The 24,244-nt window shown below is 65.7% G+C and carries 25 protein-coding genes and 2 riboswitches; of the genes, 18 read left to right on the top strand and 7 right to left on the bottom strand.

Going from position 1 to position 24,244, the window contains the following annotated elements; all coding sequences use genetic code 11:
* The first annotated feature begins 1 nt into the window (after window position 1).
* The 3 genes from EDF58_RS11900 to EDF58_RS11890 all read left to right on the top strand — a co-directional run bounded on the left by EDF58_RS11900 (window position 2) and on the right by EDF58_RS11890 (window position 3,720).
* Window positions 2-1,489, top strand: a complete 1,488-nt coding sequence (locus EDF58_RS11900) for an efflux transporter outer membrane subunit (protein ID WP_207912937.1) — start codon at window positions 2-4, stop codon at window positions 1,487-1,489.
* A gap of 131 nt (window positions 1,490-1,620) precedes the next feature.
* Window positions 1,621-2,529, top strand: a complete 909-nt coding sequence (locus EDF58_RS11895) for a LysR family transcriptional regulator (protein WP_132265689.1) — start codon at window positions 1,621-1,623, stop codon at window positions 2,527-2,529.
* A gap of 141 nt (window positions 2,530-2,670) precedes the next feature.
* The gene (locus tag EDF58_RS11890; RefSeq protein ID WP_132265687.1) at window positions 2,671-3,720 is read left to right on the top strand and encodes an NAD(P)-dependent alcohol dehydrogenase; all 1,050 of its coding nucleotides are present in this window, start codon (window positions 2,671-2,673) and stop codon (window positions 3,718-3,720) included.
* Window positions 3,721-3,928: 208 nt separating this feature from the next.
* Here the strand turns inward: EDF58_RS11890 and EDF58_RS11885 are convergent, their stop codons facing one another.
* Complete coding sequence (locus EDF58_RS11885) at window positions 3,929-6,166, bottom strand: fused MFS/spermidine synthase (RefSeq protein WP_132265685.1); 2,238 nt, start codon at window positions 6,164-6,166, stop codon at window positions 3,929-3,931.
* A 128-nt stretch (window positions 6,167-6,294) separates the two neighbouring features.
* Here EDF58_RS11885 and EDF58_RS11880 point away from each other — a divergent pair, with 128 nt between their 5' ends.
* The gene (locus EDF58_RS11880; RefSeq protein WP_132265683.1) at window positions 6,295-6,630 is read left to right on the top strand and encodes a hypothetical protein; all 336 of its coding nucleotides are present in this window, start codon (window positions 6,295-6,297) and stop codon (window positions 6,628-6,630) included.
* A 216-nt stretch (window positions 6,631-6,846) separates the two neighbouring features.
* Here the strand turns inward: EDF58_RS11880 and EDF58_RS11875 are convergent, their stop codons facing one another.
* Window positions 6,847-7,605 carry an SDR family oxidoreductase gene (locus EDF58_RS11875; RefSeq protein WP_132265681.1) on the bottom strand — a complete coding sequence of 253 codons (759 nt, stop codon included), beginning with the start codon at window positions 7,603-7,605 and terminating at the stop codon, window positions 6,847-6,849.
* 229 nt (window positions 7,606-7,834) lie between these two features.
* On the opposite strand from EDF58_RS11875, the gene EDF58_RS11870 reads away from it, so the two are divergent.
* The 4 genes from EDF58_RS11870 to EDF58_RS11860 all read left to right on the top strand — a co-directional run bounded on the left by EDF58_RS11870 (window position 7,835) and on the right by EDF58_RS11860 (window position 9,844).
* Window positions 7,835-8,344: a hemerythrin domain-containing protein gene (locus EDF58_RS11870; RefSeq protein WP_132265680.1), complete on the top strand. Its 510-nt coding sequence runs from the start codon at window positions 7,835-7,837 to the stop codon at window positions 8,342-8,344.
* Window positions 8,344-8,517, top strand: a complete 174-nt coding sequence (locus EDF58_RS25845) for a hypothetical protein (RefSeq protein WP_165921379.1) — start codon at window positions 8,344-8,346, stop codon at window positions 8,515-8,517. Before EDF58_RS11870 ends, EDF58_RS25845 begins: the two co-directional genes overlap by 1 nt.
* A 113-nt stretch (window positions 8,518-8,630) precedes the next feature.
* On the top strand, window positions 8,631-9,260 hold the full coding sequence (gene gntA / locus EDF58_RS11865; RefSeq protein WP_243654241.1) for a guanitoxin biosynthesis heme-dependent pre-guanitoxin N-hydroxylase GntA: 630 nt from the start codon (window positions 8,631-8,633) through the stop codon (window positions 9,258-9,260).
* Window positions 9,261-9,265: 5 nt separating this feature from the next.
* Entirely contained in the window at window positions 9,266-9,844 is a 579-nt protein-coding gene (locus EDF58_RS11860) for an urea carboxylase-associated family protein (RefSeq protein ID WP_132266203.1), read from the top strand.
* 5 nt (window positions 9,845-9,849) lie between these two features.
* Here the strand turns inward: EDF58_RS11860 and EDF58_RS11855 are convergent, their stop codons facing one another.
* Window positions 9,850-11,133, bottom strand: coding sequence for a cystathionine gamma-synthase family protein (locus tag EDF58_RS11855; RefSeq protein WP_132265676.1), 1,284 nt, complete (start codon window positions 11,131-11,133; stop codon window positions 9,850-9,852).
* A 90-nt stretch (window positions 11,134-11,223) separates the two neighbouring features.
* Window positions 11,224-11,514, bottom strand: coding sequence for a hypothetical protein (locus EDF58_RS11850; RefSeq protein WP_132265674.1), 291 nt, complete (start codon window positions 11,512-11,514; stop codon window positions 11,224-11,226).
* A gap of 385 nt (window positions 11,515-11,899) precedes the next feature.
* On the opposite strand from EDF58_RS11850, the gene EDF58_RS11845 reads away from it, so the two are divergent.
* The 3 genes from EDF58_RS11845 (at window position 11,900) to EDF58_RS11835 (ending at window position 13,055) form a co-directional block, all read left to right on the top strand.
* Entirely contained in the window at window positions 11,900-12,133 is a 234-nt protein-coding gene (locus EDF58_RS11845) for a hypothetical protein (protein ID WP_132265673.1), read from the top strand.
* A gap of 25 nt (window positions 12,134-12,158) precedes the next feature.
* Entirely contained in the window at window positions 12,159-12,428 is a 270-nt protein-coding gene (locus tag EDF58_RS11840; RefSeq protein ID WP_132265671.1) for a DUF6356 family protein, read from the top strand.
* A gap of 150 nt (window positions 12,429-12,578) precedes the next feature.
* Window positions 12,579-13,055, top strand: a complete 477-nt coding sequence (locus tag EDF58_RS11835; RefSeq protein WP_132265669.1) for a MarR family winged helix-turn-helix transcriptional regulator — start codon at window positions 12,579-12,581, stop codon at window positions 13,053-13,055.
* Window positions 13,056-13,089: 34 nt separating this feature from the next.
* Here EDF58_RS11835 and EDF58_RS11830 read toward each other — a convergent pair whose 3' ends face one another.
* The gene (locus tag EDF58_RS11830) at window positions 13,090-13,854 is read right to left on the bottom strand and encodes a CbtA family protein (protein ID WP_132265667.1); all 765 of its coding nucleotides are present in this window, start codon (window positions 13,852-13,854) and stop codon (window positions 13,090-13,092) included.
* 10 nt (window positions 13,855-13,864) lie between these two features.
* Window positions 13,865-14,092, bottom strand: coding sequence for a CbtB-domain containing protein (locus tag EDF58_RS11825; protein WP_132265665.1), 228 nt, complete (start codon window positions 14,090-14,092; stop codon window positions 13,865-13,867).
* Between the two features lie 35 nt (window positions 14,093-14,127).
* Window positions 14,128-14,258: riboswitch (cobalamin riboswitch) on the bottom strand.
* A gap of 30 nt (window positions 14,259-14,288) precedes the next feature.
* Here EDF58_RS11825 and EDF58_RS11820 point away from each other — a divergent pair.
* The 5 genes from EDF58_RS11820 (at window position 14,289) to bluB (ending at window position 21,498) form a co-directional block, all read left to right on the top strand.
* Window positions 14,289-14,870, top strand: a complete 582-nt coding sequence (locus EDF58_RS11820; RefSeq protein WP_132265663.1) for a histidine phosphatase family protein — start codon at window positions 14,289-14,291, stop codon at window positions 14,868-14,870.
* A 31-nt stretch (window positions 14,871-14,901) separates the two neighbouring features.
* A riboswitch (cobalamin riboswitch) is annotated at window positions 14,902-15,146 on the top strand.
* 188 nt (window positions 15,147-15,334) lie between these two features.
* Window positions 15,335-16,384: a cobalamin biosynthesis protein CobW gene (gene cobW, locus EDF58_RS11815; RefSeq protein ID WP_132265661.1), complete on the top strand. Its 1,050-nt coding sequence runs from the start codon at window positions 15,335-15,337 to the stop codon at window positions 16,382-16,384.
* Between the two features lie 145 nt (window positions 16,385-16,529).
* Complete coding sequence (gene cobN / locus EDF58_RS11810) at window positions 16,530-20,252, top strand: cobaltochelatase subunit CobN (protein ID WP_132265660.1); 3,723 nt, start codon at window positions 16,530-16,532, stop codon at window positions 20,250-20,252.
* Between the two features lie 2 nt (window positions 20,253-20,254).
* Window positions 20,255-20,860, top strand: coding sequence for a cob(I)yrinic acid a,c-diamide adenosyltransferase (gene cobO / locus EDF58_RS11805; RefSeq protein ID WP_132265658.1), 606 nt, complete (start codon window positions 20,255-20,257; stop codon window positions 20,858-20,860).
* Between the two features lie 2 nt (window positions 20,861-20,862).
* Window positions 20,863-21,498, top strand: a complete 636-nt coding sequence (gene bluB / locus EDF58_RS11800) for a 5,6-dimethylbenzimidazole synthase (RefSeq protein ID WP_132265657.1) — start codon at window positions 20,863-20,865, stop codon at window positions 21,496-21,498.
* Here bluB and EDF58_RS11795 read toward each other — a convergent pair.
* Window positions 21,485-22,357: an ABC transporter substrate-binding protein gene (locus EDF58_RS11795; protein ID WP_243654204.1), complete on the bottom strand. Its 873-nt coding sequence runs from the start codon at window positions 22,355-22,357 to the stop codon at window positions 21,485-21,487. The genes bluB and EDF58_RS11795 overlap by 14 nt on opposite strands.
* 113 nt (window positions 22,358-22,470) lie before the next feature.
* Between EDF58_RS11795 and EDF58_RS11790 the strand changes: the two genes are divergently transcribed.
* Together EDF58_RS11790 and EDF58_RS11785 are read left to right on the top strand one after the other, a co-directional pair.
* A complete protein-coding gene (locus tag EDF58_RS11790) occupies window positions 22,471-23,469 on the top strand; it encodes an iron ABC transporter permease (RefSeq protein WP_207912963.1) in 999 nt (332 codons plus the stop codon).
* Window positions 23,463-24,242 carry an ABC transporter ATP-binding protein gene (locus EDF58_RS11785; RefSeq protein ID WP_132265655.1) on the top strand — a complete coding sequence of 260 codons (780 nt, stop codon included), beginning with the start codon at window positions 23,463-23,465 and terminating at the stop codon, window positions 24,240-24,242. The genes EDF58_RS11790 and EDF58_RS11785 overlap by 7 nt, the downstream gene beginning before the upstream one ends.
* Window positions 24,243-24,244 lie beyond the last annotated feature (2 nt).

Here is a 24,244-nt window from a genome sequence, read left to right as displayed (position 1 = left end):
CATGAAAAAGTCCCTTATCGCCCTGATCGCCGGCACCACGATGCTGGCAGGGTGCAATCTGGCGCCGAGGTATGAGCGGCCCGTGGGTGCGGTTCCGGTGGCGCTGCCGCAAGGTGGTGTCTATCCGGTCGCCCCGACCGATGCCCTCGACGTGACCCGTATCGGGTGGCGCGATTTCTTCCTCGATGACCGACTGCGGCAGGTCATCGAGACCGGGCTTGCCAACAACCGCGACTTGCGGATTGCAGCCGCCAACGTGCTCCAGGCCCGCGCGCAGTTGAAGGTCCAGCGTTCCTCGCTGTTCCCGACCGTGAATGCGGGCGGCACCGCGACGTATACCAACAATATCGCGGGCGCCGTCGGCGGCGGCACCGGCGCGGGTGTCGTCGGCGCCCAGGACGTGGAGATCTATTCGGCGACCGCCGGGATTTCCGCGTTCGAACTCGACCTCTTCGGCCGGATCCGCAACCTGAGCAAGGCCGCGCAGGAGCAGTTCTTCGCCAGCGAGGAAGCGCAGCGGTCCACCCGCATCAGCCTGATCTCGGAAATCGCCACCGCCTGGCTGACCATGGCCTCGGACAACGAGCAGCTCCGCCTCTCGCGCGAGACGCTCAAGACTTTCGAGGAAACGCTTCGCCTGACTCGCGAGCAGTTCCGCATCGGTGTCGGGTCCGAGCTCGAAGTGCGGCAGGCCGATACCAACTATCAGGGCGCGGTGAACGACATTGCCGCGCTGGAAGCCAGCGTGGCGCTCGATCAGAATGCGCTGAACCTTCTGGTGGGCACCACGGTGCCGCAGGAGCAGTTGCCGACGGGGCTCTCGTCGACCCCGGTGACGCGTGATGCGCTGCCGGCGGATGTCTCGTCCGATGTCCTGCTGCGCCGCCCGGATGTGCTTCGGGCCGAGCATCTGCTCATCGCGGAAAACGCCAATATCGGCGCCGCCCGCGCGGCGTTCTTCCCGACGATCTCGCTCACCGGAACCATCGGCACGATCAGCACGGCGCTTTCGGGCCTCTTCAAGAGCGGCACTTTCACTTATACCGCCTCTCCGGGAGCGACCCTGCCGCTGTTCGACGGTGGCCAACGGGCGGGCAACCTGGCTTATGCCAAGGCTTCGCAAGTGGCGGCCGTCGCCACTTACGAAAAGTCCATCCAGACCGCGTTCCGCGAAGTGGCGGACGCCCTGGCGCAGCGCGGCAAGATCGGCGACCAGGTCCGTGCCCAGTCGAGCCGCGCCGAATCCGCCCAGGTTGCCGCGCGCCTTTCCGACGCGCGCTTCAAGGCCGGGGTGGACTCGTTCCTGACCTCGCTCGACGCCCAGCGCACCGCCTACGCGGCGGAACAGCAATTGGTCGGCACGCGCCTGACCCAGGCCAGCAACCTGGTGGAACTCTACCGCTCGCTGGGCGGCGGCCTCGCTGACGAACAGCAGGCGGCAGGCCAGCAATCGGGCGGAGCAGGGGCCTCCGCCACGCCGCTGAACTGAAACCCTGCAGGGGTCCGGCCGGTCTCGATGGCCTCGAAACCGGCCGGACTGCCCTTGCGAGGTGAATTTCTCTCAACTTCCCTGCACGGCAGGGCTGGACATGGCGGCAGGCTCGACCAAGAACGGTCGGCATGAAATTCAGCCGTTCCGATCTCGCGGACTTCGCCTACTTCCTGGCGATTGCGCGTAACCGCAGTTTTCGCCGTGCCAGCCTGGAACTGGGCATCAGCGCCTCCGCGCTCAGCCATGCGCTCAAGGGCCTGGAGGATCGCCACGGCGTGCGTTTGCTCAACCGCACCAATCGCAGTGTAACCCTCACGGCCGCGGGCGAAGCCTTTCGCGATGCGATTTCCGAACATTTCGATGCCATCGACAACGCCGCCGAAGTCCTCAACCGTTTCAGGGACGCGCCGGCCGGGCGCATCCGTCTCAATGTGCCCGAAGATGCGGCCGAACTCCTGTTGGCGCCGGTCCTGCCCACGTTCATCGACCGTTATCCCGACATCGAGATCAACCTTTCGATAGACAACCGCATGGTCGACGTCATCGAACAGGGTTTCGACGCGGGCATCCGCTATGGCGGCACGGTGCCCGAGGACATGATCGTCCAGAGGCTGTCGCCCGCGATGCGCTGGGTCGTGGCAGGATCGCCGGCCTATTTCGAGCGCTTCGGCGTGCCGGAAGTGCCGCAGGACCTGGAACGTCACCGCTGCATGAGGATCAGGCTCGGCAACGACCGCATCTACAACTGGGAGTTCGAACGCGGCGAAGAGGCCTGCGTCATTGCCGCGCCCGGTCCGGTGACGATCGGCAATTCGCGGATCGGCATGCAGATGGCGCTCAGCGGCGCGGCGCTCGTCTATTCGGCGGAACCGTCGATCGCCGCCGAAGTGGCTGCCGGCCGGCTTCGGGTCGTTCTGGAGGAATGGGGCTCGATGGGCGAGGCCTTCCACATCTACTATTCCAGTCGGCGGCAGGTGCCTTCGGGACTTCGCCTGCTGATCGACCTGATCCGGGAGATACGCCCGATGGGGCTCTAGGGCGTCCCGGGGCGATCAAGCTGAATTTCATTCATCGCTGCGTTCGACGCGCGCGGGGATGATATGCATTCGTTTGCGCACTAATTGGGAGCTGGTGGCGGACCGTCACCACATTCTCTCAGCATCAAGGATTCAGCAACGATGACGAAAGCTTTCGGAGCCGTCACCGAAAAGACGCCGCTCGTAGCGCTCGATATCGAGCGTCGCGCGCCCGGCGCGCACGACGTCGCAATCGACATCGCCTATTGCGGCGTTTGCCATTCCGACCTTCACCAGGCCCGCGGCGAGTGGGCAGGGACCCATTATCCCTGCGTACCGGGCCACGAGATCGTCGGCACGGTCAGCGCCGTCGGCAGCGAAGTCTCTGCCTTTGCCGTCGGCGACACGGTCGGCGTCGGCTGCATGGTCGACAGCTGCCAGCATTGCTCGGCGTGCGACGAAGGCCTGGAGCAATATTGCGACAATGGCTTCGTCGGCACTTACAACGGCCAGACTGCGGATGCGCCGGGTCACACGCTCGGCGGTTACTCGCAGAACATCGTGGTCAGCGACAAGTTCGTCCTGAAGATCAACCATCCGGCCGAACAGCTCGCCGCCGTGGCGCCGCTGCTCTGCGCCGGCATCACCACCTGGTCGCCGCTGCGTCACTGGAATGCCGGACCGGGCAAGAAGGTCGGCATCGTCGGCATCGGCGGCCTTGGCCACATGGGCGTCAAGCTCGCCCATGCTCTCGGTGCGCACGTGGTTGCCTTCACGACTTCGGAAAGCAAGCGCGACGCGGCGCTGGAGCTGGGCGCCGATGAGGTCGTCGTCTCGCGCAATCCCGACGAGATGGCAGCCCATGCCAACAGCTTCGATCTGATCCTGAACACGGTCGCCGCCAGCCACGATCTCGATGCCTTCACGGCCTTGCTGAAGCGCGACGGCACGATGACCCTGGTCGGCGTGCCAGAGCATCCGCATCCGTCGCCGAACGTCGGCGCGCTGATCTTCCGCCGCCGCACCATCGCCGGTTCGCTGATCGGCGGTATCGCCGAGACGCAGGAGATGCTCGACTTCTGCGCAGAAAAGGGTGTGGTTTCCGATATCGAGATGATCGACATCAAGGACATCAACGAGGCCTACGACCGCATGCAGCGCAGCGACGTGAAGTACCGCTTCGTGATCGACAACGCGACGCTGGCGAACTGACGTTTGCCGATTGGCCCTGGAGCTTCGGCTGCAGGGCCAATCGGTTGCGTCCGCATGGGAGCCGCATGTGAGGGGCCTGGAAAGCGGCGTGAAAACCGTACGTTAGCCAGCTCCATAGTTTAACATAATCTATATTATCGATCCTACACAAGGGCCTTCGAGTTTGGCGCGTTTCGCCGCCCTGTCTCGGATCTACGGGACGGCCCCTTCATGGTTGACCGGTCATCCGGTCCCATCGAACGAATGGCAGGATCGAGGCGTGGTCGTCCGTCCAGGATCGAGCCGCCCGCTCGTCGAGCGGCGCCCAGGGCGCGTCGGCGCTCATCCGGTCCAGAGCCTTCAGCACGCCCCCATCCCGAGACAGCGCGATCCAGCGTGACGGTGTGTAGTGATCCGTGTCCGTGGGATGGTCCAGGCGCGACATCGCCGCCATTCCGCTGACTTCCGCATTGGTTCCCACCACGGGCGCCAGATTGATGTAGCGGTTGGAGATATGGAGCAGAAGCAGGCCGCGCGGCGTCAGTGCCCGCGCATAGACCTGCAGCGCTTCCGTCGTAAGCAGATGGACCGGAATGGCATCGCTCGAAAAGGCATCGATCACCAGCACGTCGAAAGCGCGGGCCGGCATATGCGACAGTTCCAGACGCGCATCGCCGAGGACGACCTTTGCCTGAGGCGTGCAGTCACGCAGGAACGTGAAACGGCCTTCGGTCGAGAAGCGCAGGATCACCGGGTCGATCTCGAAGAAAGTCCAGTGCTGCCCCGGCGCCGCGCGGCAGGCCAGCGAACCGGTGCCCAGCCCGACGACACCCACGCGGGCGGCCGGCCCTTCGAGGTGCGGTGCCGCGGCCAGCGCCAGCGCGACGCCTGAAGTCGGGCCGTAATAGGTCAAGGCATCCCGCGCGCGGCCGGGCTCCAGCGATTGCTCGCCGTGGAGCGTCGTGCCGTGCGCCAGCGTGCGCAAGGTGCCGTCGGCCGTGTCGCGCACGGTATAGATGCCGAAATAGCTGCGGGTACGCTCACCGCCCAGCGTCGCACGGATCGTCCAGATGCCGCCCTGCGCGACCATCGCCACGGCCAGGACAGCTACGAAAGCCCAGCGCCAGGCCATGACCATGACGCCGGTGCCCACCAGGAAAACCGTGAGCAGGACCGCCGCCAGCCCTTCTTCCGGACGCAGGGCAAATTGGTCGAGCTGCCAGCCCAGAAACGCCGCGAACGCCAGCAGGAGCACAAGCGCCACGCGGGCCATGCCCGGCTCGATCCCCTCGCCGCTACGCCAGCGCAGCACTGGTTCGAGCGGCATGAGCATGGCCGCGGCCAGAACCAGCAGCGGATGCTCCCATGCCCAATCGAAAACGAGCGGTGCGACCAGGGCCGTGAACAGCCCCCCCAACGCTCCTCCCGCGGACATCACGAGATAGAAGCGGGTCAATTGCGCCGGTCCCGGCCGGAGGTCGTAGAGCCGCTTGTGGAGGGAAACGGCGATGCAGAACAGCATGAGACAGGCCCCGCCCGCGATCCACAGCGTGCCGGAACCATTGGACAACATGGCATAACTGCCCGCGAAAAGGACCACGACAGGCGCTATCCGGGAAATCGCCAGCGCCGGCCCGCGCCGATCAGCGAAGGCCACCACAAAACTCAGGAGGTAGAGACCAAGCGGAATGACCCAGAGCAGCGGCATGGCGAAGATGTCGGTGGTCAGATGCGTCGTCGTCGAGAGCATGAGGCCGGAGGGAACCGCCGCCAGCGCCAGCCATCGCACCGTGGTCCCGCCGTCGATCCGGGGCGCGGGTTCCTGGGCCTCTTGCGCTTGAGAGATCGGCGGCAGCCCTCTCCGGCTCGCCGCGGCGACCCCGACAAGCAGTACGAGCACGCCGAAGCCGAGCGACCAGGCAAGGCTCTGGCTGCGCAGCGTCAACATCGGCTCGGCCACGAGCGGATAGGCCAGCAGTCCGGCGAAGCTGCCGAGATTGGAGGCCGCGTAAAGCGCCCAGGGCGCTCCTGCCGCCGGGTCTGCAGCGAACCAGCGCTGCATCAGCGGGGCTTGCGCGGAGACGGCGAAGAACACCGGGCCGATGCTCAGGCCCAGGAGTACCGGCACCCAGAGGGCTTCGGGCAGACCCCTGGGCTGGGCGAGATCCACCAGTCCGACCGGCAAAGTCAGGCCTGCCAGGACCAGCACGCCGAGATGGACGAATGCCTGCTTCGGCAAGGACAACCTGCCGAGCAGATGGGCATAGGCGTAGCCTGCAAGCAGCAGGGCCTGGTAGACCAGCATCGCGCTGTTCCAGACGTTGGGCGCGCCGCCGAGACGCGGCAAGGCCATCCGCGCGACCATCGGCTGCACCAGAAACAGCAGGAAGCTGCCTGTCAGAATGGTCGCGACGAACAGTCCGCGCGCGGCACGGCTGTTACCCCGGCCCTTCGTTTCAGCTTTCACCTGTCGTCCTTGCTCTCGTCCAGGATGCGCGCTCTATCCCACGCCGGAGAAACGATAAAGCCGCAACGATAAATCCCTCGGGCCGCTGTTCGGGGAAACCCTGCCCTCTTCTGCGGGTTTGGACGGGAATGAGCGAAGGAGCGCAATATCCCGAGACACCGGACGGTCGCTACTTCGTGGTGCGCGGGCGGTTGTGGCGCAAGTCCGACCCCTCGCTGACAGAGGAGCACCGCAGCGCCCTGGTGAAGGAGCTGATGCGCGCGCGGCGCGCCGTGGGAACAGCCATGCGCACCGGTGATGCCGCGGGGGAAGCCGCTGCGCGGCAAGGCGTCGATCACGCTAAACGCGCCCTGGGCGAGCGAGGACCGGTATGGTGGAAGGACGGCGAACCGGACCTCAATCGACATCTGGTCCCGAACACACCTTATGCCGAATGGTTCGCAGGCCTGCCTGCGAAGTCATGACGGAAGCCGATCACAGATAACGGCTTTTCGCGATCCTTCCTGAAGCCCAGGCGCGCTAGTCTGGCGACATGACAAAGCTTGAACAAGACCTCGCCCTGCCCCTTCGCCAATGGGTCGGCCCCGTCCAACTCGGCCTCGGTGCCGCCATAACCTGCGCAGGAATTGCCCTCGCGCTGGGCCACCTTGCGGTGTCGTTGTAACGGAAGGCGCGCGCGGTCACTCCTGGGCCTGAGCACGGGGCGCGATGGTGAGCTGTTGCACCACCGCACGGCGTGGCTGCGTCAGCAGGTAGTGAACGCCCACGGCGATGTCCTCCGCGCGCAGCATGGTTTCCTCGGCGATCATCTCGCGCTGCTTTTCCGCCGGAATGTCGGGGTACTGGAAATCGGCGCCGGTCTTGCCGGGCTCGACCAGTGCGACCTTGATCCCCTGCGGTCCGAGTTCGCGGCGAAGTGCCTCCGAAAAGCCGGCGATCCCGGCCTTCATCCCTGCATAAACGGTCGAGCCGGGGCCGAGCACATGGGCTGACATGGAGCCGATGAGGACGATGTCGCCCTGGTCCACCAGCGCTTCCTGCGCGGCTTTGGCACTCAGGATATAAGCCGTGAAGTCCACGGCCACGGCATAGCGGATTTCGTCCGAGGTCATGTCCGAGAGGGCGCGGGCGGGCACGGCGGCATTCACCACCACGATGTCCGGCTGCCCCAGACTGGCGCGCGCCTCTGCGAAGAAAGTGTCCAGCTGTTCGGGATCTGCAAGGTCCAGAGCAACGCCCTCGCCCTTCCCCACTTCCCGGATCCGCTCCAGAGCATCGGCAAGGTGGTCCGGCGAGCGACCGCATATGAACACGTCCACGCCCTCGCTGGCCAGTAGCACGGCGATGGCGCGGCCGATGCCGGTCGTTCCCCCGGTGATGATCGCCTTGCGACCCTTGAGGCTGGGCGTTTCGGTGTGAGCGTCGGCCTGGTTCTTCATGGAGCGGTGCGTCCTTGCTGGAAGTGCGGGCTAAGCCGCTCAGCCAGGACAAGTCGCGAGCCCGCGTACTCGTTCCGCTTCAAGCGCACGAATACGGGAAATAACGGTTCATCGCACTATTCAGGTCTCTTGCAGCAAGCCCAGACAATCGAAGAAACATAGATCAATAGAGCGGGAACGCGTGGAACATCCGCGAGCTTAACAGGGCAAATCCGACAAGGAAGACGCCATGACCGAATCCTTCACCGACGCCATTGCCCTCCTCAAGGCCGATCATCGCAAGGTCGAAACACTGTTCGATACCTTCACCGCTGCGAAGTCTTCGTCGCAAAAGAAGAAGATCGCGCATCAGGTCTGTATCGAGCTGAAGATCCACACCTTGATCGAAGAGGAAATCTTCTATCCGGCATTCCGCGGCAAGATCGAGAATGACACGCTGGACGAGGCCTATGTCGAGCACGATGGCGCAAAAGTCCTGATCAACGATATCGAAGCGGCCTCTCCCGAGGACGATTTCTTCGAGGCAAAGGTCAAGGTGCTGTCCGAAGAGATCAAGCACCATGTTCACGAGGAAGAGATGCCCTCCGAAGGCATGTTCGCGCAATGCCGAAAGGCCGGTGTCGATCTTGTCGACCTGCGAGACCGCATGTTGGCCCGCAAGCAGGAACTGATCGCCCAGGCCAAAGCCGACGGCCTTCCCCCGGCACGGCCGACCGCTCTCAATCTTCTGGCGGCATGATGAAGGACCGCGACAAGCCCAGCCCGCGCCGCCTGCAACGCGCCGGAATTACCGTTGTCGTGATCCTGCTGGCCATGATCGTGCTGATCTTCGTCGGCCGCAACATCTGGCACGCGGAGCGCCTCGATCAGGAAGAACGTACCGGCGTTCAGGAACGCAAGGGCCTGAACTGAAACGCAAGATAATCGAAGCATCGGTTCACTGCCACCGATGCCGAAGCTGGAGAGGAAGCAGCGTGTTTTCCGAAGAAGATCGTTCGCTCTGGGAAGAGCGTTTCAGGGCATTCATCGGGTCCAGAGCGTTCCCCTGCGTTGGCGCGAAATCGGCGCTTTCGCGCGGTATTCTGGCGATTGCCGTGTGCCATTCGATCGAGAGTTCGTGGGACGATCTCGTCATCTATGAAAGGCTGCTGGACTGGTCGGCAAGCTACCAGGAGGACCCGTCGCTGTTCCGCAGTCTGGCCGTGATCTTCGCGGATGACGGCCCCTTGAGCGAAGATCGGTTCGAACATGCCTTGTGGAACCGCGTCCAGTCCCTCACGGACAAGGATGCCTGGCTGGGCCTGCCTTACGATCGCCGCGTCAGCAGCGATCCCGACGACCCGCATTTCTCGCTGAGTTTCGGCGGCGAGGCGTTCTTCGTCGTCGGCATGCACCCGCAGGCCAGTCGCCCTGCCCGTCGTTTCGAGCGGCCGGTCATGGTATTCAATCTCCATGACCAGTTCGAGCAGCTTCGCGCGCAGGGAAGCTATGAAAAGATACGCGAAACGATCCTGGAGCGCGATGTGAAGATGGCCGGTTCGATCAATCCCATGCTTGCGCGCCACGGTGAGGTGAGCGAGGCGGCGCAATATAGCGGCCGCCTGGTCGGCCCGGAATGGCAGTGCCCTTTCCAGAACCCGCGCTCCGCACGGTGAGCGACATGAACCGCATCATGCCCCGCAGCGGCGCGGCGTTCCCCTTGGCGCGCGGGCAATTGCTCACCGTAGTCGACCCGCTCGGCACACAAGTGTCCGACCTGCTGGCTTTCTCCGCCAGTGATGTGCGCGAAGTGATCAGCAATGGCCGGACCTTCGATTATGAGGAAACCCTCAGGCTCACGCGCGGCAACCGGATCTGGTCCAACCGCTCCCGCGTGCTGCTCACGATCGAGGAAGACAGCGTGGGCTGCCATGATTTCCTGCTGACCCCGTGCAGCGTCGATACCTTCAGGCATTTCTATCCGGACAAGCCGGAACATCGGGGCTGCTTCGGCAACCTGGCAGAAGCGCTGGCGCCCTACGGTTTCTCGCCGGACGATATTCCGGTGGCCTTCAATTGCTTCATGAACGTGCCGGTAGACAGCACCGGGGGCATTTCCGTGCTGCCGCCGCCCAGTCGTGCCGGTGACAGCGTGTCGTTCCGTGCCGAACAGGACCTTGTCATCGGCCTCACCGCCTGCTCGGCCTATGCGAGCAATGGCGGGACGTTCAAGCCGATCGACTATCGCATCGACGACTGATCGCGCTAGCTGGCGTCCAGCGCCTGGGCGAGATCGGCCACGATATCGTCCGGGTGTTCGATGCCGATGGACAGGCGAATGGTCGATTCCATGACCCCGATCCGATCGCGGACTTCCACCGGTACTCCGGAATGCGTCGTCGTCGCCGGATGACTGGCCAGGGACTCGGTACCACCCAGGCTCACCGCCAGCTTGAATATCTCCAGCGCGTTGAGGAAGCGGAACGCGGCGGGCTGTCCGCCCGCGATGTCGAAGGCGAACGTGGAGCCCGCGCCGCTGCATTGCGCGGCGAAGACTTCGGCCTGCCTGCTTCCTTCGGGGTAGAAGGGCGGATAGGCCACGCCCACGATCTTGGGATGGGATCGCAGGAAGTTCGCCGCCGCCGCGGCGTTGGTATTGGCCCGCTCCATGCGCAGGCCCAGCGTTTCCAGCGAGCGGCCGAGCATCCAGCAGCTATGCGGATCGAGCTGGGTGCCGATGGCACTGCGCAGCAGCCGCACCTCGCGCATCAGCTTGGCCGACCCCAGGGCCGCACCCGCCACGAGGTCCGAATGACCACCGACATATTTGGTCAGCGAATAGAGAGAAATATCCGCGCCGAGCCGCAGGGGATGCTGGAAGACGGGACCGAGCAGCGTATTGTCGCAAACCAGCAGCGGGCGGTGCCCCTGCTGCCGCTCGATATCCTCGCACAGCCGCCTCAGCAGCGCGATGTCGACGAGGCTGTTGGTGGGATTGGCCGGCGTTTCGATCAGCACCAGTGACACTCTGCCATTGGCGATGGCCTGCCTGGCGGCGGCGGCTATGGCTTCTTCGTCCAGCCCGTCGCTGAAACCCATCGCCTTGATGCCGAGGTTGGCCAGTGTCTTGGCAAGAAGCGTTTCGGTGCCGCCGTAAAGGGGCTGGGAATGGAGGATGACATCGCCGGGCCGGGCGAACGTCAGGATCGTGGTCGTGATCGCGCCCATGCCCGAGGAGAACACCACCCCCGCTTCCGCCCCTTCGTAGACCGCCATGCGGTCCTCGACGATCTCGCTGTTGGGATGGTTGAAGCGCGAATAGACCAGGCCCCGCCCCTGTCCCGGCGGCGGTTCCTTACGTCCCGCGACATAGTCGAAAAAGTCGCGGCCTTCTTCGGCGGTGGGAAATACGAATGTGGAGGTAAGGAATACCGGCGGTTTCACCGCTCCTTCGGAAAGGAGCGGGTCGTAGCCGTAATTGAGCATCAGGGTATCGGGATGAAGCCGATGGTTGCCGATGGACGTCTTGCTTTCGCGCGGTGCCGTCATGTCCCTCTCCTTTCCAATGCTCGCGGAGCATGGCTTTTTCCGAAGAGGTTAAACCGACAACTCTTCCGTGGGTTGCAGCGGGAGCCGGTGCTATCGGCGAACTTCGGAGGTTCGCGCCGAACCACTCGAATTCGGGCTGAAACCCATCTGGCTGAGCAGATCCATCAGCCGCTGCCCGTCTGCCCGGACGCGCTCTATCCAGTTCTCGTGGTCCATATGGCCGAGCGCGGAGCGCTGGAACTGCCCTGCGGCGCGCACCGAATCGCCCAGCAGATGTACCTGAAGAACGGCCGCGTCGCTGCGCCCCTGCTTGCCGAGCGACTCGTCCTCTCGCGAAGCGGGCCTTGCGACATGGCTCCGCGGTCCTGCGTAGATATCCACTTTTCCTGGCTCCCAATGGTGCCGGCGGCCGGACAGCGGCGCGCCGAACTTGTCCTGTCCTGAAACGCGCCGGACGCGTTCGAGTTTCGGATGACACCCTTGTGAAGTGCGAAAAATGGCAGTTTTCCGCTTTTGCAGATCGCGTCGACGGACGATCGTTTGCAGCCGGTCGCAAGGCAGCCGCCATTCACCGCCAGATGCACGGGGATGGGAACACCGGGCTTGACGATGCATTCTCAAGTAAATAAGTTGACAAACAAGGCCGCGAGCCGGCCTCCGCAAATTACCGCCCCTCAAGGGGCAGATTGACAGCGATCGAGCCAACCGCGACGCTACGTCACAATCGGGATTGGCCAGTGTCAAAATCGAAAGGGAGTATGGTTTCATGCCTCACAGCGATTTCCACGTCGTCCGCAAGGGCCTCGACTGGGCGGTAAGCCTTCATGGCGTGTTCCTGGCCGCATTCGAAAGCCAGCGAGCCGCACTCAACCGTGCCATCGATGCCGCGCATCAGGTCGGCATGAAGGGGCACAGTGCCAAGGTCCTCCTGATTGACGGTCAGGCCGATCCGCGAACGCACTGGGTCTTCGGCCATCACCCCTATCCGCCCACCGCGTGATCGAAGGCGGAAAGAGGAAGCCAGGATGTTCAAAGCCCTTTTCATCGAGCACCCGCGAAAAGTAAACGAAAGCTATGGGGAGCACTGGCTGGTCGCCAATCGCTTCGGCCTGCGCATGGTGGTGGCCGGCCTTGGGACCATGCTGCACGGGTTCGTTCCCGGCCTGCTCACCCATGCCGGCAGCGACATGGTTCGCAAGCTTCATGGCGAGATGGCCCGCCGCCAACAGGGGCTGCCCGTGAAGAAGCAGGAACGCGTCGCCGCCAAAACATGGCAACCGGAATACGAAATCTAGGCACGTCGCCGATTTTTGCCGCTCAGGACCATGCCGGAGAACGATCCTGACCGCCGGGGCGGATGAAATCCTTGTAAAATAACGCCGACAACCCCTTCCGGCGCAACATCATCTTGAGCAGGCGGCGGTTCTCACGCTAGGTGGCTATCCATGAGCGACCTCGAGACAATGCCCGGACATCTGATCCGCCGCCTGCAGCAGATTTCCCTTGCGCGCTTTGCCTCGCGCATGGCGGAAGCCGGTCTCGATCTCACGTCCGTGCAATATGCGGCGCTGCTCATGCTTCGCGACCATCCCGGACTGGACCAGCAGACCCTCGCCGGCATGATCGCCTATGACCGCGTGACCATTGGCGGCGTCATCGACAGGCTGGTGCAGAAAGGCCTCGTAGACCGGGAAGTCAGCCCTACCGACCGGCGGGCGCGGGTGCTCATGCTCAGCAGTGCCGGACTGGTGACGCTTGATATCGCGGAGCCCTGGGTCGACAAGGTTCAGGACGATCTCGTCGTCCACCTGTCGCGGGACGAGCGCGATGTCTTCTTGAGAGTGCTCCAGAAAGCCACGCAGGCGGGCAACGAGATGAGCCGTGCGCCGCTCCGTCTCGTGGCCAAAGTGCAGAGTTCCTGAACCAGGCAGCTCTGCACTCCAACCGATTGAACGATCAGGACTTTGCCTTCTGCAGCACGCGCTCGGCCCAAAGTCCGAAAGCGAGGCCGATCGTCGCCCATAGCACCAGCTGCGTGCCGATGGAGGCCACGCGGAAGTTCCACAGAAGCACGGCCGGGAAGTCCGTGGGAACCTCGTTCACTGCAGGCAGCAGGAACTGCCCCAGGCCCACCAGGCCCAGATAGATCACAAGACCGAGCAGCGTGGCATCGAAACCGCGTCCCGGTCGTGCAAGGGCGCTCCTGATACGCGCTGCCACGACGGCGGCGCCGAGCGACAGCGCGATCATGCCGAAATAGGCGGCAGTGCGCAGGGCCACGGTTTCGTGCTTGCCCACGGCTGGCGGGGTCTGGGGATATTTGATCGCCGGTACCAGCACCACCAGCGCGAACGTCAGCGCGGCCAGCATGAGTGCGAAGCTGCGCGGGCCAAGATGTCCCATGCGGCCGTAGCCGTAAGCGAAGACGAGCGAGAAGATCCCGCCCACCGCAGCGCCGTACAGCACGAGCGCGGTCACCAGTCCCGCACCTTTCTGCGTATCGCGGCTGACGAGTTCCTCTTCCTGCGGCTCGGCCGGCGTGCCGGCGTGGGGCATGGCCATCCCGGCATGGCCGGACGGGGCATCATGCGCGGAGTGGCTTTCCTCGTAACCGATCGCCAGATCGATCTGCGGTTCGGCAAAGCCACGCGCGAAAAGCGTGGCAAGAAGCGCGCCCAGAATGCCGGCAAGCATCCCGCGCCAGAGCAAGTCCTTGGTCATGTGCAGCGCCTCAGTGGCAGGGGAAGCCGAGGAGGTGACGCCCGTCGTGGACGAATTCGTGGACGTACATGCCCTGGAACAGGGAGAAGGCGCCCTGCTCGGTGCTGACGAAATAGATGAAGATCACGGCCAGCAGCGTGCCGAGCACGGCCCAGGGCGCGATGTCTTCCAGGGGAATGGCGTTACCGCCCTGCACGGGAATGAAAGCGTCGTCGAAAACTGCGGTGGAAACAGCCATTGTCATGCTCCTTGGCGGGATTGCGCGTCCCCGGAAAACCTGTTGCCAAGAAGGAAGGTCTGGCTCTCGACGGGACGGTTCCCGTGCGATTACAGTGGCGCGACCGCGCCGGATTCTCACCGGCTTCTTCGATACTCGACGCCGCTTCCTTAGGACCGCGCGGGCCGCGGCGTCAACGACCCCACGGAATTTACCCTTGGCGACAACCCTCCTGCTGATCTGCATCGCCGCCACGGCGTCGAGCCGCGAAGGCCGGTTTCCCGAGCCGGCGGAACCGCTGGATGTGGCAGGGCGACGCGATGCCGCCCTGGCCATGTTGCCCCAACGCTACCACGCCGCGCTGCAAGCCAGCCCTGCCCGCGCCGCTGCCGAGACCGCCTCAGCGATGGGGCTTACGGCCAGGACCGAACCGGCGCTTGCCGATATCGATCATGGCGAGTGGCAAGGCTTGTCCTTCGCGCAGATCGAGGCGAGCGATCCCGGACAGCTCGGCCGGTGGCTGGCCGAACCCGCGCAAGGCGCGCCCGCGGGTGAAACACTGGATCAGGTTCGCACGCGGATCGGGGCATGGATGGACCGCGTTGCCGGATCCGACGCGCCGACCTGCGCCATCACGCACCCGACGACGATCCGCGCCGCCCTCTCCCATGCGCTGGATCTGCCGCTGCGCGCAGCGCTCGCCATCGATGTGGCGCCGCTCTCCTGCACCGTTCTTTCCTTCAACCGGAGTTGGCGATTGCAGTCTCTGGGTCTTGCGGTGCGGGGCGTCCCCGGCTAATCGCCTCCGGGTTCGGGATGCCTTCTGGCGGCCCGACGAAGATCGCGCCGGTGCCCCGCAAGGGGCTTAATACGGGAACGCGGTAAGGTCGGTTCGCCTTCCCGATCCGCGGCTGTCCCTGCAACTGTAAGCGGCGAGCGCGATGCACATTCGCGGCGGGGCAAGCCCCCCACCGCAGCCACTGGGCCGGACGCTAAGTCATGCGAGGCCTGGGAAGGCCGTGCATCGCGTGATGACCCGCGAGCCAGGAAACCTGCCGGCGTCGATGTCGCTCTTGCCCGGGTCCAGGGAATGGCCAAGGCACGGTAACTCTTCCGTCTGAGCGACGTGACGCATGCGGCCGGGGCCGCAGCGGCATATCGCGTCGGGCGCCCGTGCGCCGGTCCGTCGCGGCGTGCCGCCATCGTCGCGCCCGCGACGGGACGCCCCGCCGTTTCAGGTCGCTGGCGCGCGGGAGACGAGATATGAGCAAAGTTCCCACCACCGTCATCACCGGCTTCCTCGGCGCCGGCAAGACCACGCTGATCCGCCATCTGCTCCAGAACGCCAAGGGCCGCCGCCTCGCGCTCATCATCAACGAGTTCGGCGACGTCGGCGTCGACGGAGACCTGGTAAAGGGCTGCAATGACGAGGCCTGCCCGGAAGACGACATCGTCGAACTGGCCAACGGCTGCATCTGCTGCACCGTCGCAGACGATTTCCTGCCGACCATGCAGAAGCTGCTCGACCGCGAGAACAAGCCCGATCACATCATCATCGAAACCAGCGGTCTCGCCCTGCCCAAGCCGCTGGTGAAGGCGTTCCAGTGGCCGGATATCCGCACCCGCGCCACCGTGGACGGCGTGGTTGCGCTGATCGACGCCGATGCCGTGGCCGCTGGCCGCTTCGCCACCGATGAAGCCGCCCTTGCCGCCGCGCGCGCCGCCGATCCGATGCTGGATCACGAAAGCCCGCTGGAGGAACTGTTCGAGGAACAGCTCGGCTGCGCGGACATGGTCGTGCTCAACAAGACCGACCTCGTCGATGCCGAAGCGCTGGCCCATGTAGAGACGCTGGTCTTGGCCGAGACACGCCCGGGCGTGAAGATCGTGCGCGCGGACCACGGCGCGGTCGATATCGCCGCGCTGCTGGGCATTACCGCTGCTGCCGAGGACGACCTCGATTCCCGCCCCTCGCACATCGACGGGCTGGACGAGGATCACGACCATGACGACTTCGACAGCTTCGTTGTCTCTGGCGGCGATGTTGCCGATCTCGACGCCTTGCTCGCCCGCCTGAAGGACCTGATCGCCGCGCACGACGTACTGCGCGTGAAGGGCATGGTCGCGGTCGGCGGCAAGCCGAGCCGCCTTGTGGTGCAAGCCGTCGGCCCGCGCATCCAGCACTTCTACGACCGCGCATGGCTGCCGCAGGAAGCGCGCCGCACCCAGCTTGTCGTCATCGGCCAGAAGGGACTGAACCGCGCGGCCATCGAGGCCGGGCTGGCAGACGTTCTCGGCGCCGTGGCAGCGTGAAGCATAGGCTCCCCTCCCCACTTCGTCATTGCGAACCCGCAAAGCGGGTGAAGCAATCCAGAGCCACGCAGAGCTGCCCTGGATTGCTTCGCTTCGCTCGCAATGACGAGGGAGAGTTCTGTCGCGGTGTCGGGGGGAACGCCTGATGCACCTGCTGTCCGCCACGCCGGGGACGATCTCCAACGGCGAGGAGGCGATCGACCTCGACCAGTCTCCCGGCGACATGGTGATCCTCACCGTGGCGGACAGTGAGCTGGCCTGCTTTGCGGGGGCGGCGGCGCGGTTGCCCTCCGATGCTCCCAGCGTCCGCCTCGCCAACCTGCTGCAACTGCGTCACCCCTACTCGATCGACCTCTATGTCGAGAAAGTGATCGCGCACGCCAAATTCGTCTGCGTGATCCTGCTCGGCGGCAAGAGCTACTGGGGCTACGGCATCGACGAGATCGCCCGCGTCGCCCGCGAAAACGGCATTGCCTTCGCGGCCATTGCCGATGGGCGAGAAGCCGATCCGGCGCTCGACCGCGCGTCCACCCTGCCCGCCGAAATGCGTGAGAAATTGCGCGACTATCTGCGGCAGGGTGGTACCGCAAATGCGCTCTCTTTCCTGCGCACCGCCGCGCAGGCAATCGGCTTTGATGCGGGCGAACCCGACGATCCCGTGCCGGTGGCCGATGCAGGGCTCTATCTCGCGGGAACCGAGCGGGCGGGCCTTGCCGATGTGCAGGCCGGATGGGTGGAAGGCCGGCCGCTGGCGCTGCTGGTGTTCTACCGCGCGCTGATGATCGCAGGCACGCTCGACGCGGTGGACGTCATGATCGCGGCGCTGCGGGAACGCGGCTTCAATGTCGCCGCCGTCCACGTCCGCGCCTTGCGTGAGCCTTTCGCGGTGGATTGGCTGGGCGGCCTGCTCGGCGAAGTCGCGCCCGATGTAATCGTCAACGCCACCAGTTTCGCATCTTCCTCGGCAGGCGACGACCGCAAGCCCGGCATTCTGGAAAAGGCGAGCTGCCCGATCCTGCAAGTCGCCTTCGCGGGCGTGGAAGAAGCCGATTGGCAGGGCGCCGCGCGCGGTCTTGGCCCGCGCGATCTGGCGATGAATGTGGCGCTACCCGAAGTCGACGGCCGCGTGTTCACTCGCGCCGTCGCCTTCAAGGCGGCCGAGCGCTTCGACGAAGTGACGCAGTGCGGCATCGTCGTCCCTCGCGTCGCACCGGACCGCGTGGCCTTCGTCGCCGACCTCGCCGCCGGATGGGCCAGTCTGCGCCGTAGCGCCCCGGCCGAGCGCCGTGTGGCGCTGGTGCTCGCGAACTACCCCAACCGGGACGGGCGCATCGGCAACGGCGTCGGACTCGACACCCCCGCCAGTACCGCCGCCATTATCGCCGCGCTGGCCGGGGCGGGCTATGATACCGGCGATGCCCCGCGCGACGGCGCCGCGTTGATGCGCGTCATGACCGGCGGCGTGACCAACGCGCTTTCTTCGCTGGACCGGCCGGGCGAAGTCTCCCTGCCGCTCGCAAGTTACGAAACCGCCTTCGCCGCAGTCCCCGAAAGCGCGCGCAAGGCGATGCTGGAACGCTGGGGCGAACCCTCCGCCGATCCCTTCGTGCGCGCCGGCGCGTTCCGGCTGCCCATTCATCGCTTCGGCAAGCTCGCCATCGCGGTGCAGCCCGCGCGCGGCTACAATATCGATCCCAAGGCCAGCTACCACGATCCGGCCCTGCCTCCGCCGCACGCCTACCTCGCGTTCCACATCTGGCTGGCCCAGGACTTCGGCGCGCAGGCCCTCGTCCATGTCGGCAAGCACGGCAATCTGGAATGGCTGCCCGGCAAGGCAATCTCGCTTTCGCGCGATTGCTTCCCGGAGATCTGCGCCGGGCCGCTGCCGCAGCTCTATCCCTTCATCGTCAACGACCCCGGCGAAGGCACGCAGGCCAAGCGCCGCATCAGCGCGGTGGTCATCGACCACCTCACCCCGCCGCTCACCCGCGCCGAGACTTACGGCCCGCTCAAGCAGCTGGAAGCACTGGTGGACGAGTACTACCTCGCCGCCGGCATGGACCCGCGCCGCCTCGACCGGCTGCGGCGCGACATTCTCGACCTTGCGCGTAGCCATGGCCTCGACCGCGATGCCGGCGCCAGCGGCGATGATGACGATGCGCTTTCCGCTATCGACAACTACTTGTGCGAGCTGAAGGAATTGCAGATCCGCGACGGGCTGCATGTCTTCACGCAATCGCCCGAGGGCCGGCTAAGGCGCGATCTGTTGGTGGCTCTGGCCCGCACTCCGCGCGGATACGATCATGCGGGGCAGGCCTCGCTGCTGCGCGCCATGGCCATCGACTTGGCGCTCGACTTCGATCCGCTCGACTGCCGCATGGGCGATCGCTGGGACGGCGCGCGGCCGCAGGCGCTGGCAGCGGTTTCGGACGAGCCGTGGCGCACGCATGGCGATACCGTCGAGAGACTCGAACTCCTGGCGGCCGAACTGGTCGACACGCCGAGTGACAACCTCGGCAGCGAGACCACCGCCGTCCTCCACGCCATCCAGACCGACCTCGCCCCCCGCATTGACCTCTGCGGCCCGCGTGAGGCCGAAGCGCTGCTGGCGGGCCTCGACGGTCGCTTCGTCCTGCCCGGCCCCTCTGGGGCGCCCACGCGCGGACGGCCCGACGTGCTGCCGACCGGCCGCAACTTCTATTCGGTCGACACCCGCGCCGTGCCCACGGCGGTGGCTTGGGAACTCGGGCGCAAGTCCGCCGATCTGCTGGTCGAGGACTACCTCCAGCGCGAGGGCGAATATCCGCAGGCCATCGCTCTATCCGCATGGGGCACCGCCAACATGCGCACCGGCGGGGACGACATCGCGCAGGCCCTGGCGCTGATGGGCGCGCGGCCGCGCTGGGACTGGACTTCGGGCCGCGTGGTCGGCTTCGAGATCATGACCGTGGCCGAACTCGGCCGCCCCCGCGTGGACGTGACCTTGCGCGTCTCCGGATTCTTCCGCGATGCCTTCCCCGAACAGATCGACCTGATCGACAGCGCTGCGCGCGCGGTGATGGCGCTTGACGAGCCACTGGGCGACAATCCCGCCGCAGAGCGCCACCGCGCCGAAGCCGCCGCACTCGTTGAGGGTGGCGAGGCCGAAACGCAGGCCACCCGCCGCGCCGGAGCGCGTGTGTTCGGATCGAAGCCGGGCGCTTATGGGGCCGGGCTTCAGGCCATGATCGATGAGAAGATCTGGCACGAGCGCGGCGATCTGGCGGACGTCTACCTTGACTGGGGCAGCTACACCTATGGCAGCGGCGTCGAAGGCGATGCCGAGCGCGGGCTTTTCGCAGCCCGCCTCGCCTCGGTCGATGCCGTGGTCCAGAACCAGGACAACCGCGAGCACGACCTGCTCGACAGCGACGACTATTATCAGTTTGAGGGCGGGATCGCCGCTGCCGTCGAGCACCTGAAGGGCCGCGCGCCGCTCAGCTATCACAACGACCACAGCCGCCCCGAGCGCCCGGTGATCCGCACGCTGGAGGACGAGATCGGCCGCATCGTGCGCGGGCGCGTCACCAATCCCAAGTGGATCGCGGGCGTGATGCGCCACGGCTACAAGGGCGCGTTCGAGATCGCCGCCTCGGTCGATTACCTCTTCGCCTTTGCCGCCACGACCCACGCGGTGAAGGACCACCACTTCGACGCCGTCCACGCCGCTTTCATAGAAGACGAGGCGGTGCGCACCTTCATGGCCGAGGCGAACCCGGCGGCCTTGCGGGAAACTGCCGCGCGCCTAGCCGAAGCGCTGGAGCGCGGCCTCTGGAAACCGCGATCGAACAGTGCGGGCCTGGCGCTCGCGGCCCTCTCAGGAGCATGACCATGGTGCAGCGTACCGACGAACAGCACGCCGAGAAGATGAAAAAGAAGCAGGCCGCGCATGACAAGATCATGGCCGGCAAGACGGTCGAAAAGGGCCTTCTGGTCGTCCACACCGGCAAGGGCAAAGGCAAGACCACCGCCGCGCTCGGCATGGTGGTGCGCATGATCGGCCACGGCAAGAAAGTGGGCGTCGTCCAGTTCGTGAAGGGCGCGATGACCACGGGCGAGAAGGTCGTCTTCGATGCCTTCCCGGATCAGGTGGAATTCAAGCCGATGGGCGAAGGCTTCACCTGGAACACGCAGGACCGCGCCCGCGACATCGAGCTTTCGCGTGAGGCGTGGGAGGAAGTGAAGCGCATGATCGCCGACCCTGCTTACGACATGGTTCTGGCGGACGAACTCAACATCGTGCTGCGCTACGACTACCTGCCGCTGGACGAAGTGCTGGAAGTGCTGACTGCGCGCGGCGAGATGAAGCATGTGATCGTCACCGGCCGCAATGCGCCCGAGGGGCTGCTGGAGGCGGCGGACCTCGTGACCGAGATGACGCTCGTGAAGCATCCGTTCCGCTCCGGCGTGAAGGCGCAGGCAGGCATCGAGTTCTAGAAATGCCGCCCCGGTTCGGCCCCGATTTTCAGGATGAACTCTCCGCGCTGCTGGCCTGGCGGCGCGATGTGCGCCATTTCCGGCAGGATCCGCTGGACGAGAACATGGTGGCCGAACTGCTGGCAACCGCGCAACTTGCGCCTTCGGTGGGCAATTCGCAGCCCTGGCGTTTCGTCCGCGTCCGGTCGCCGGAATTGCGCGAGGCACTGGCCGCCCATGCGGATCGGGAAGTCACCCGCGCCGGCGCGGCGATGGGCGAAGAGCAACGCGCGGCCTATTCCGCGCTGAAGCTCCACGGGATCCGTGAAGCACCCGAGGTCGTGGCCGTGTTCTGCGACGAGGCGACGACCGCCGGAAGCGGCCTTGGCGCAGCGACGATGCCGGAAACACGCGGATTTTCAGTCGTGCTGGCGATCCATACGCTCTGGCTTGCGGCCCGCGCGCAGGGCCTGGGACTGGGCTGGGTATCGGTGGTGGAAGCCGATTTCGTCACGGCCCTGCTGGACGTCCAGGAACATTGGCGCCTGATCGCGCTGCTCTGTCTTGGCCATCCACGGGAGCCGGACCTGGTGCCCGAACTCGAACGGCGCAGCTGGCAATCACGGCTCGGCTGGCGCGAAAATGTCAGCGAGCGCTGATCTGTTCCGCCAGCGCCTTGGCAGCCTTGACGTAGGCAGGACCGCCGCAAACCGTCCAGGATTGGGGGATGGCGATACGCGGAATGTCCTGCAGGATCGGATGATTGATCATCTCGGTCCCTTGGTCGCTCACTCGCCGGGTGGCACTGTCGATCACGATGAAGTCCGGATGGGCTTCGGCCATTTCCTCCAGGCTTATCTGCGAGAGCGCCGGTTTGCCGAGCTTCCCGGCCAGATTGACGAGGCCGACGCGGTGCATCAGGTCATCCACGAGCGTGCCGGTGCCGGTCATGTAGCCTCGGCGCTGGTAATAGGCCGCAACCTTTCCATGCCCCCGAGTGCCCAGGCCGGCCAGCCCGGCATTCATCCGCGCGATCATGGCCTCGCCGCGCTCGGGATGGCCGACCGCGCGGGCGACCTCGCGGATCGATGCCAGAATCCCGGCATAGTCATGCGCGGACTTGAGATCGACCGAGGCATAGTGCTGGCTGGCCAGCACGGCGATGGCCGAATTGCGCCTTGCGGGCATGCCGATGACGAGATCCGGGTCGGCCGCCATGACTTCTTCGGCGGAGCCGCCGAATACGGGCAGGCTCCGCGCCCTGTCTGCCACGTCGGACATGTCGGGATCGGAGGCATAGCGGGTCAGTCCGGCGATCTGGCCGCGATCCGCCAGCGCCACTATCAACTGATCCGCGCAAAGGTTGAGCGAGACGATGCGCTGCGGCCTGGGCTTCGCTGCCGCGATGGAACGGGGCGCGGCAGGCGGAACAGCGCCTTGCACGCCTGCGCCGGCCATGCCCGCCAGCAGCAGGCAGGGGACAAGCCGAAGATAGCGATGGATTTTTCCGATGCCCATGTCATGGACTCCTTACCAACACGGACCCGGGACACAAGCGTGACGGGTAGCCGATCGCATGCGAGGTTATCGTGCAGAGCCCCAGTTCGTCGCCCCTCGCTTCACCGCCCCTCATTTCACCCCCCGCGCGCCATCCCGCGCTGATCCCCCTTCTGGCCGCGGCGCTGGTTCTCGTTGCCGTCGCATCGCTTTGTATCGGTCCGGTGGCCCTGGGGTGGAGCCGGACGATCGCGGCCTTCGGCGATCACGGAGACCGCGTCGCCCAGGCAATCCTGTTCGAACTGCGGCTGCCGCGCATGCTGGTCGGCGTTCTGGTGGGCGCCATGCTCGGGCTCGCGGGCGCAGTCCTGCAAGGCTATTTGCGCAATCCGCTGGCCGAACCTTCCGTGCTGGGCGCCTCGAACGCATCTGCACTCGGCGCGGTGATCGCGCTCTACTTCGGCATTTCCGAATGGAGCCCGGTAATGCTTCCCCTACTTGCCATCGTGGCGGGCCTGGTGTCCATCACCCTGCTTTTCGCGCTGGCGGGGCGTTCCGAAAGCCCGCTGAGCCTCATTCTTGCAGGGATTGCCGTCTCGACGCTGGCGGGCGCCGGGATCAGCCTGGCGCTGAACCTTTCGCCCAACCCCTTCGCGGCGATGGAGATCATGTCCTGGCTGCTCGGTTCGATCGAGAATCGGTCCATGCAGCACGTCTGGATCGCGCTGCCGTGTGTAGCGGTGGGTGCCGTTCTGCTGCTGGCCCATCCGCGCGCGCTGGATGCCCTCTCGTTGGGCGAGGACGGCGCGCGTTCGCTCGGCGTCGATCTTCGCCGCACGCGCCGCCGGTTGATGCTGGGCGTGGCGATCGGCGTGGGCGGAGCCGTGGCCGTTTCGGGCTCGATCGGCTTCATCGGCCTGATCGTGCCGCACCTCATCCGCCCGATGACGGACCGCAGTCCTTCGGCGCTGCTCCTGCCATCCATGCTGGGCGGCGCGGTGCTGCTTTCCGCCGCCGACATCCTGGTTCGCCTCATTCCCACCGGCGCCGAACTCAAGCTGGGCGTGGTGACGGCATTCCTCGGCGTTCCTGTGTTCCTCTTCCATCTGCTTCGGGAGCGCCGCCTGTGGTGACCATCGCCATCGAGAACCTCGCCGTCCGCCTCGGCCGCCGCGAGGTCCTGCGGGGCCTATCCGCCACACTGCGGCCCGGCGCGCTGGTGGGCGTTATCGGACCCAACGGGGCAGGCAAATCGACACTGGTGCGGGCCATGCTCGGGCTCGTAGCCGCAGAGCGCGGCGGCGTGTCGCTGGATGGCGCGCCGTTGTCCCGTCTTCAGCCGCGCGATCTGGCGCGGCAGGTCGCCTATCTGCCGCAAGGCCAGACACTGCACTGGCCGCTCACCGTCGAGCGCCTGGTTGCGCTGGGGCGGTTGCCGCACCTCGGGCCGATGTCGCGAATATCCGCGGCGGACAGCGCAGCGGTCCAGGAAGCCATGGCGCGAGCCGATGTCACCGCGCTTGCCGCACGCGTCGCCACGGAACTCTCGGGCGGCGAGCGCGCGCGCGCCATGCTGGCCCGGGCGCTGGCTGTCGGCGCCCCGGCGCTGGTGGTCGACGAGCCGCTGGCCTCACTCGATCCCGGACATCAGATCGACGTCATGGACCTGCTGGCCCGCGAAGCCCATGACGGCAAACTGGTAGTCGCCGTGCTGCACGACCTGACGATGGCCGCGCGCTATTGCGATCGCCTGCTGCTGGTCGATAACGGTGCGCTGGTCGCCGATGGATCGCCGCGCGAGGTCCTGACGGCCGAGCGGCTGCGCAAGGTCTACGGGGTGACCAGCCATGTCGACATGACCGGGCCACTGCCGTTCGTCGTGCCCCTGGAGCGCGCGCCGCATTAAGG

The sequence above is a fragment of the Novosphingobium sp. PhB57 genome (assembly GCF_004342985.1).
In the GTDB taxonomy this organism is placed as follows: domain Bacteria; phylum Pseudomonadota; class Alphaproteobacteria; order Sphingomonadales; family Sphingomonadaceae; genus Novosphingobium.
This window is presented reverse-complemented; position numbering and strand designations above follow the sequence as displayed.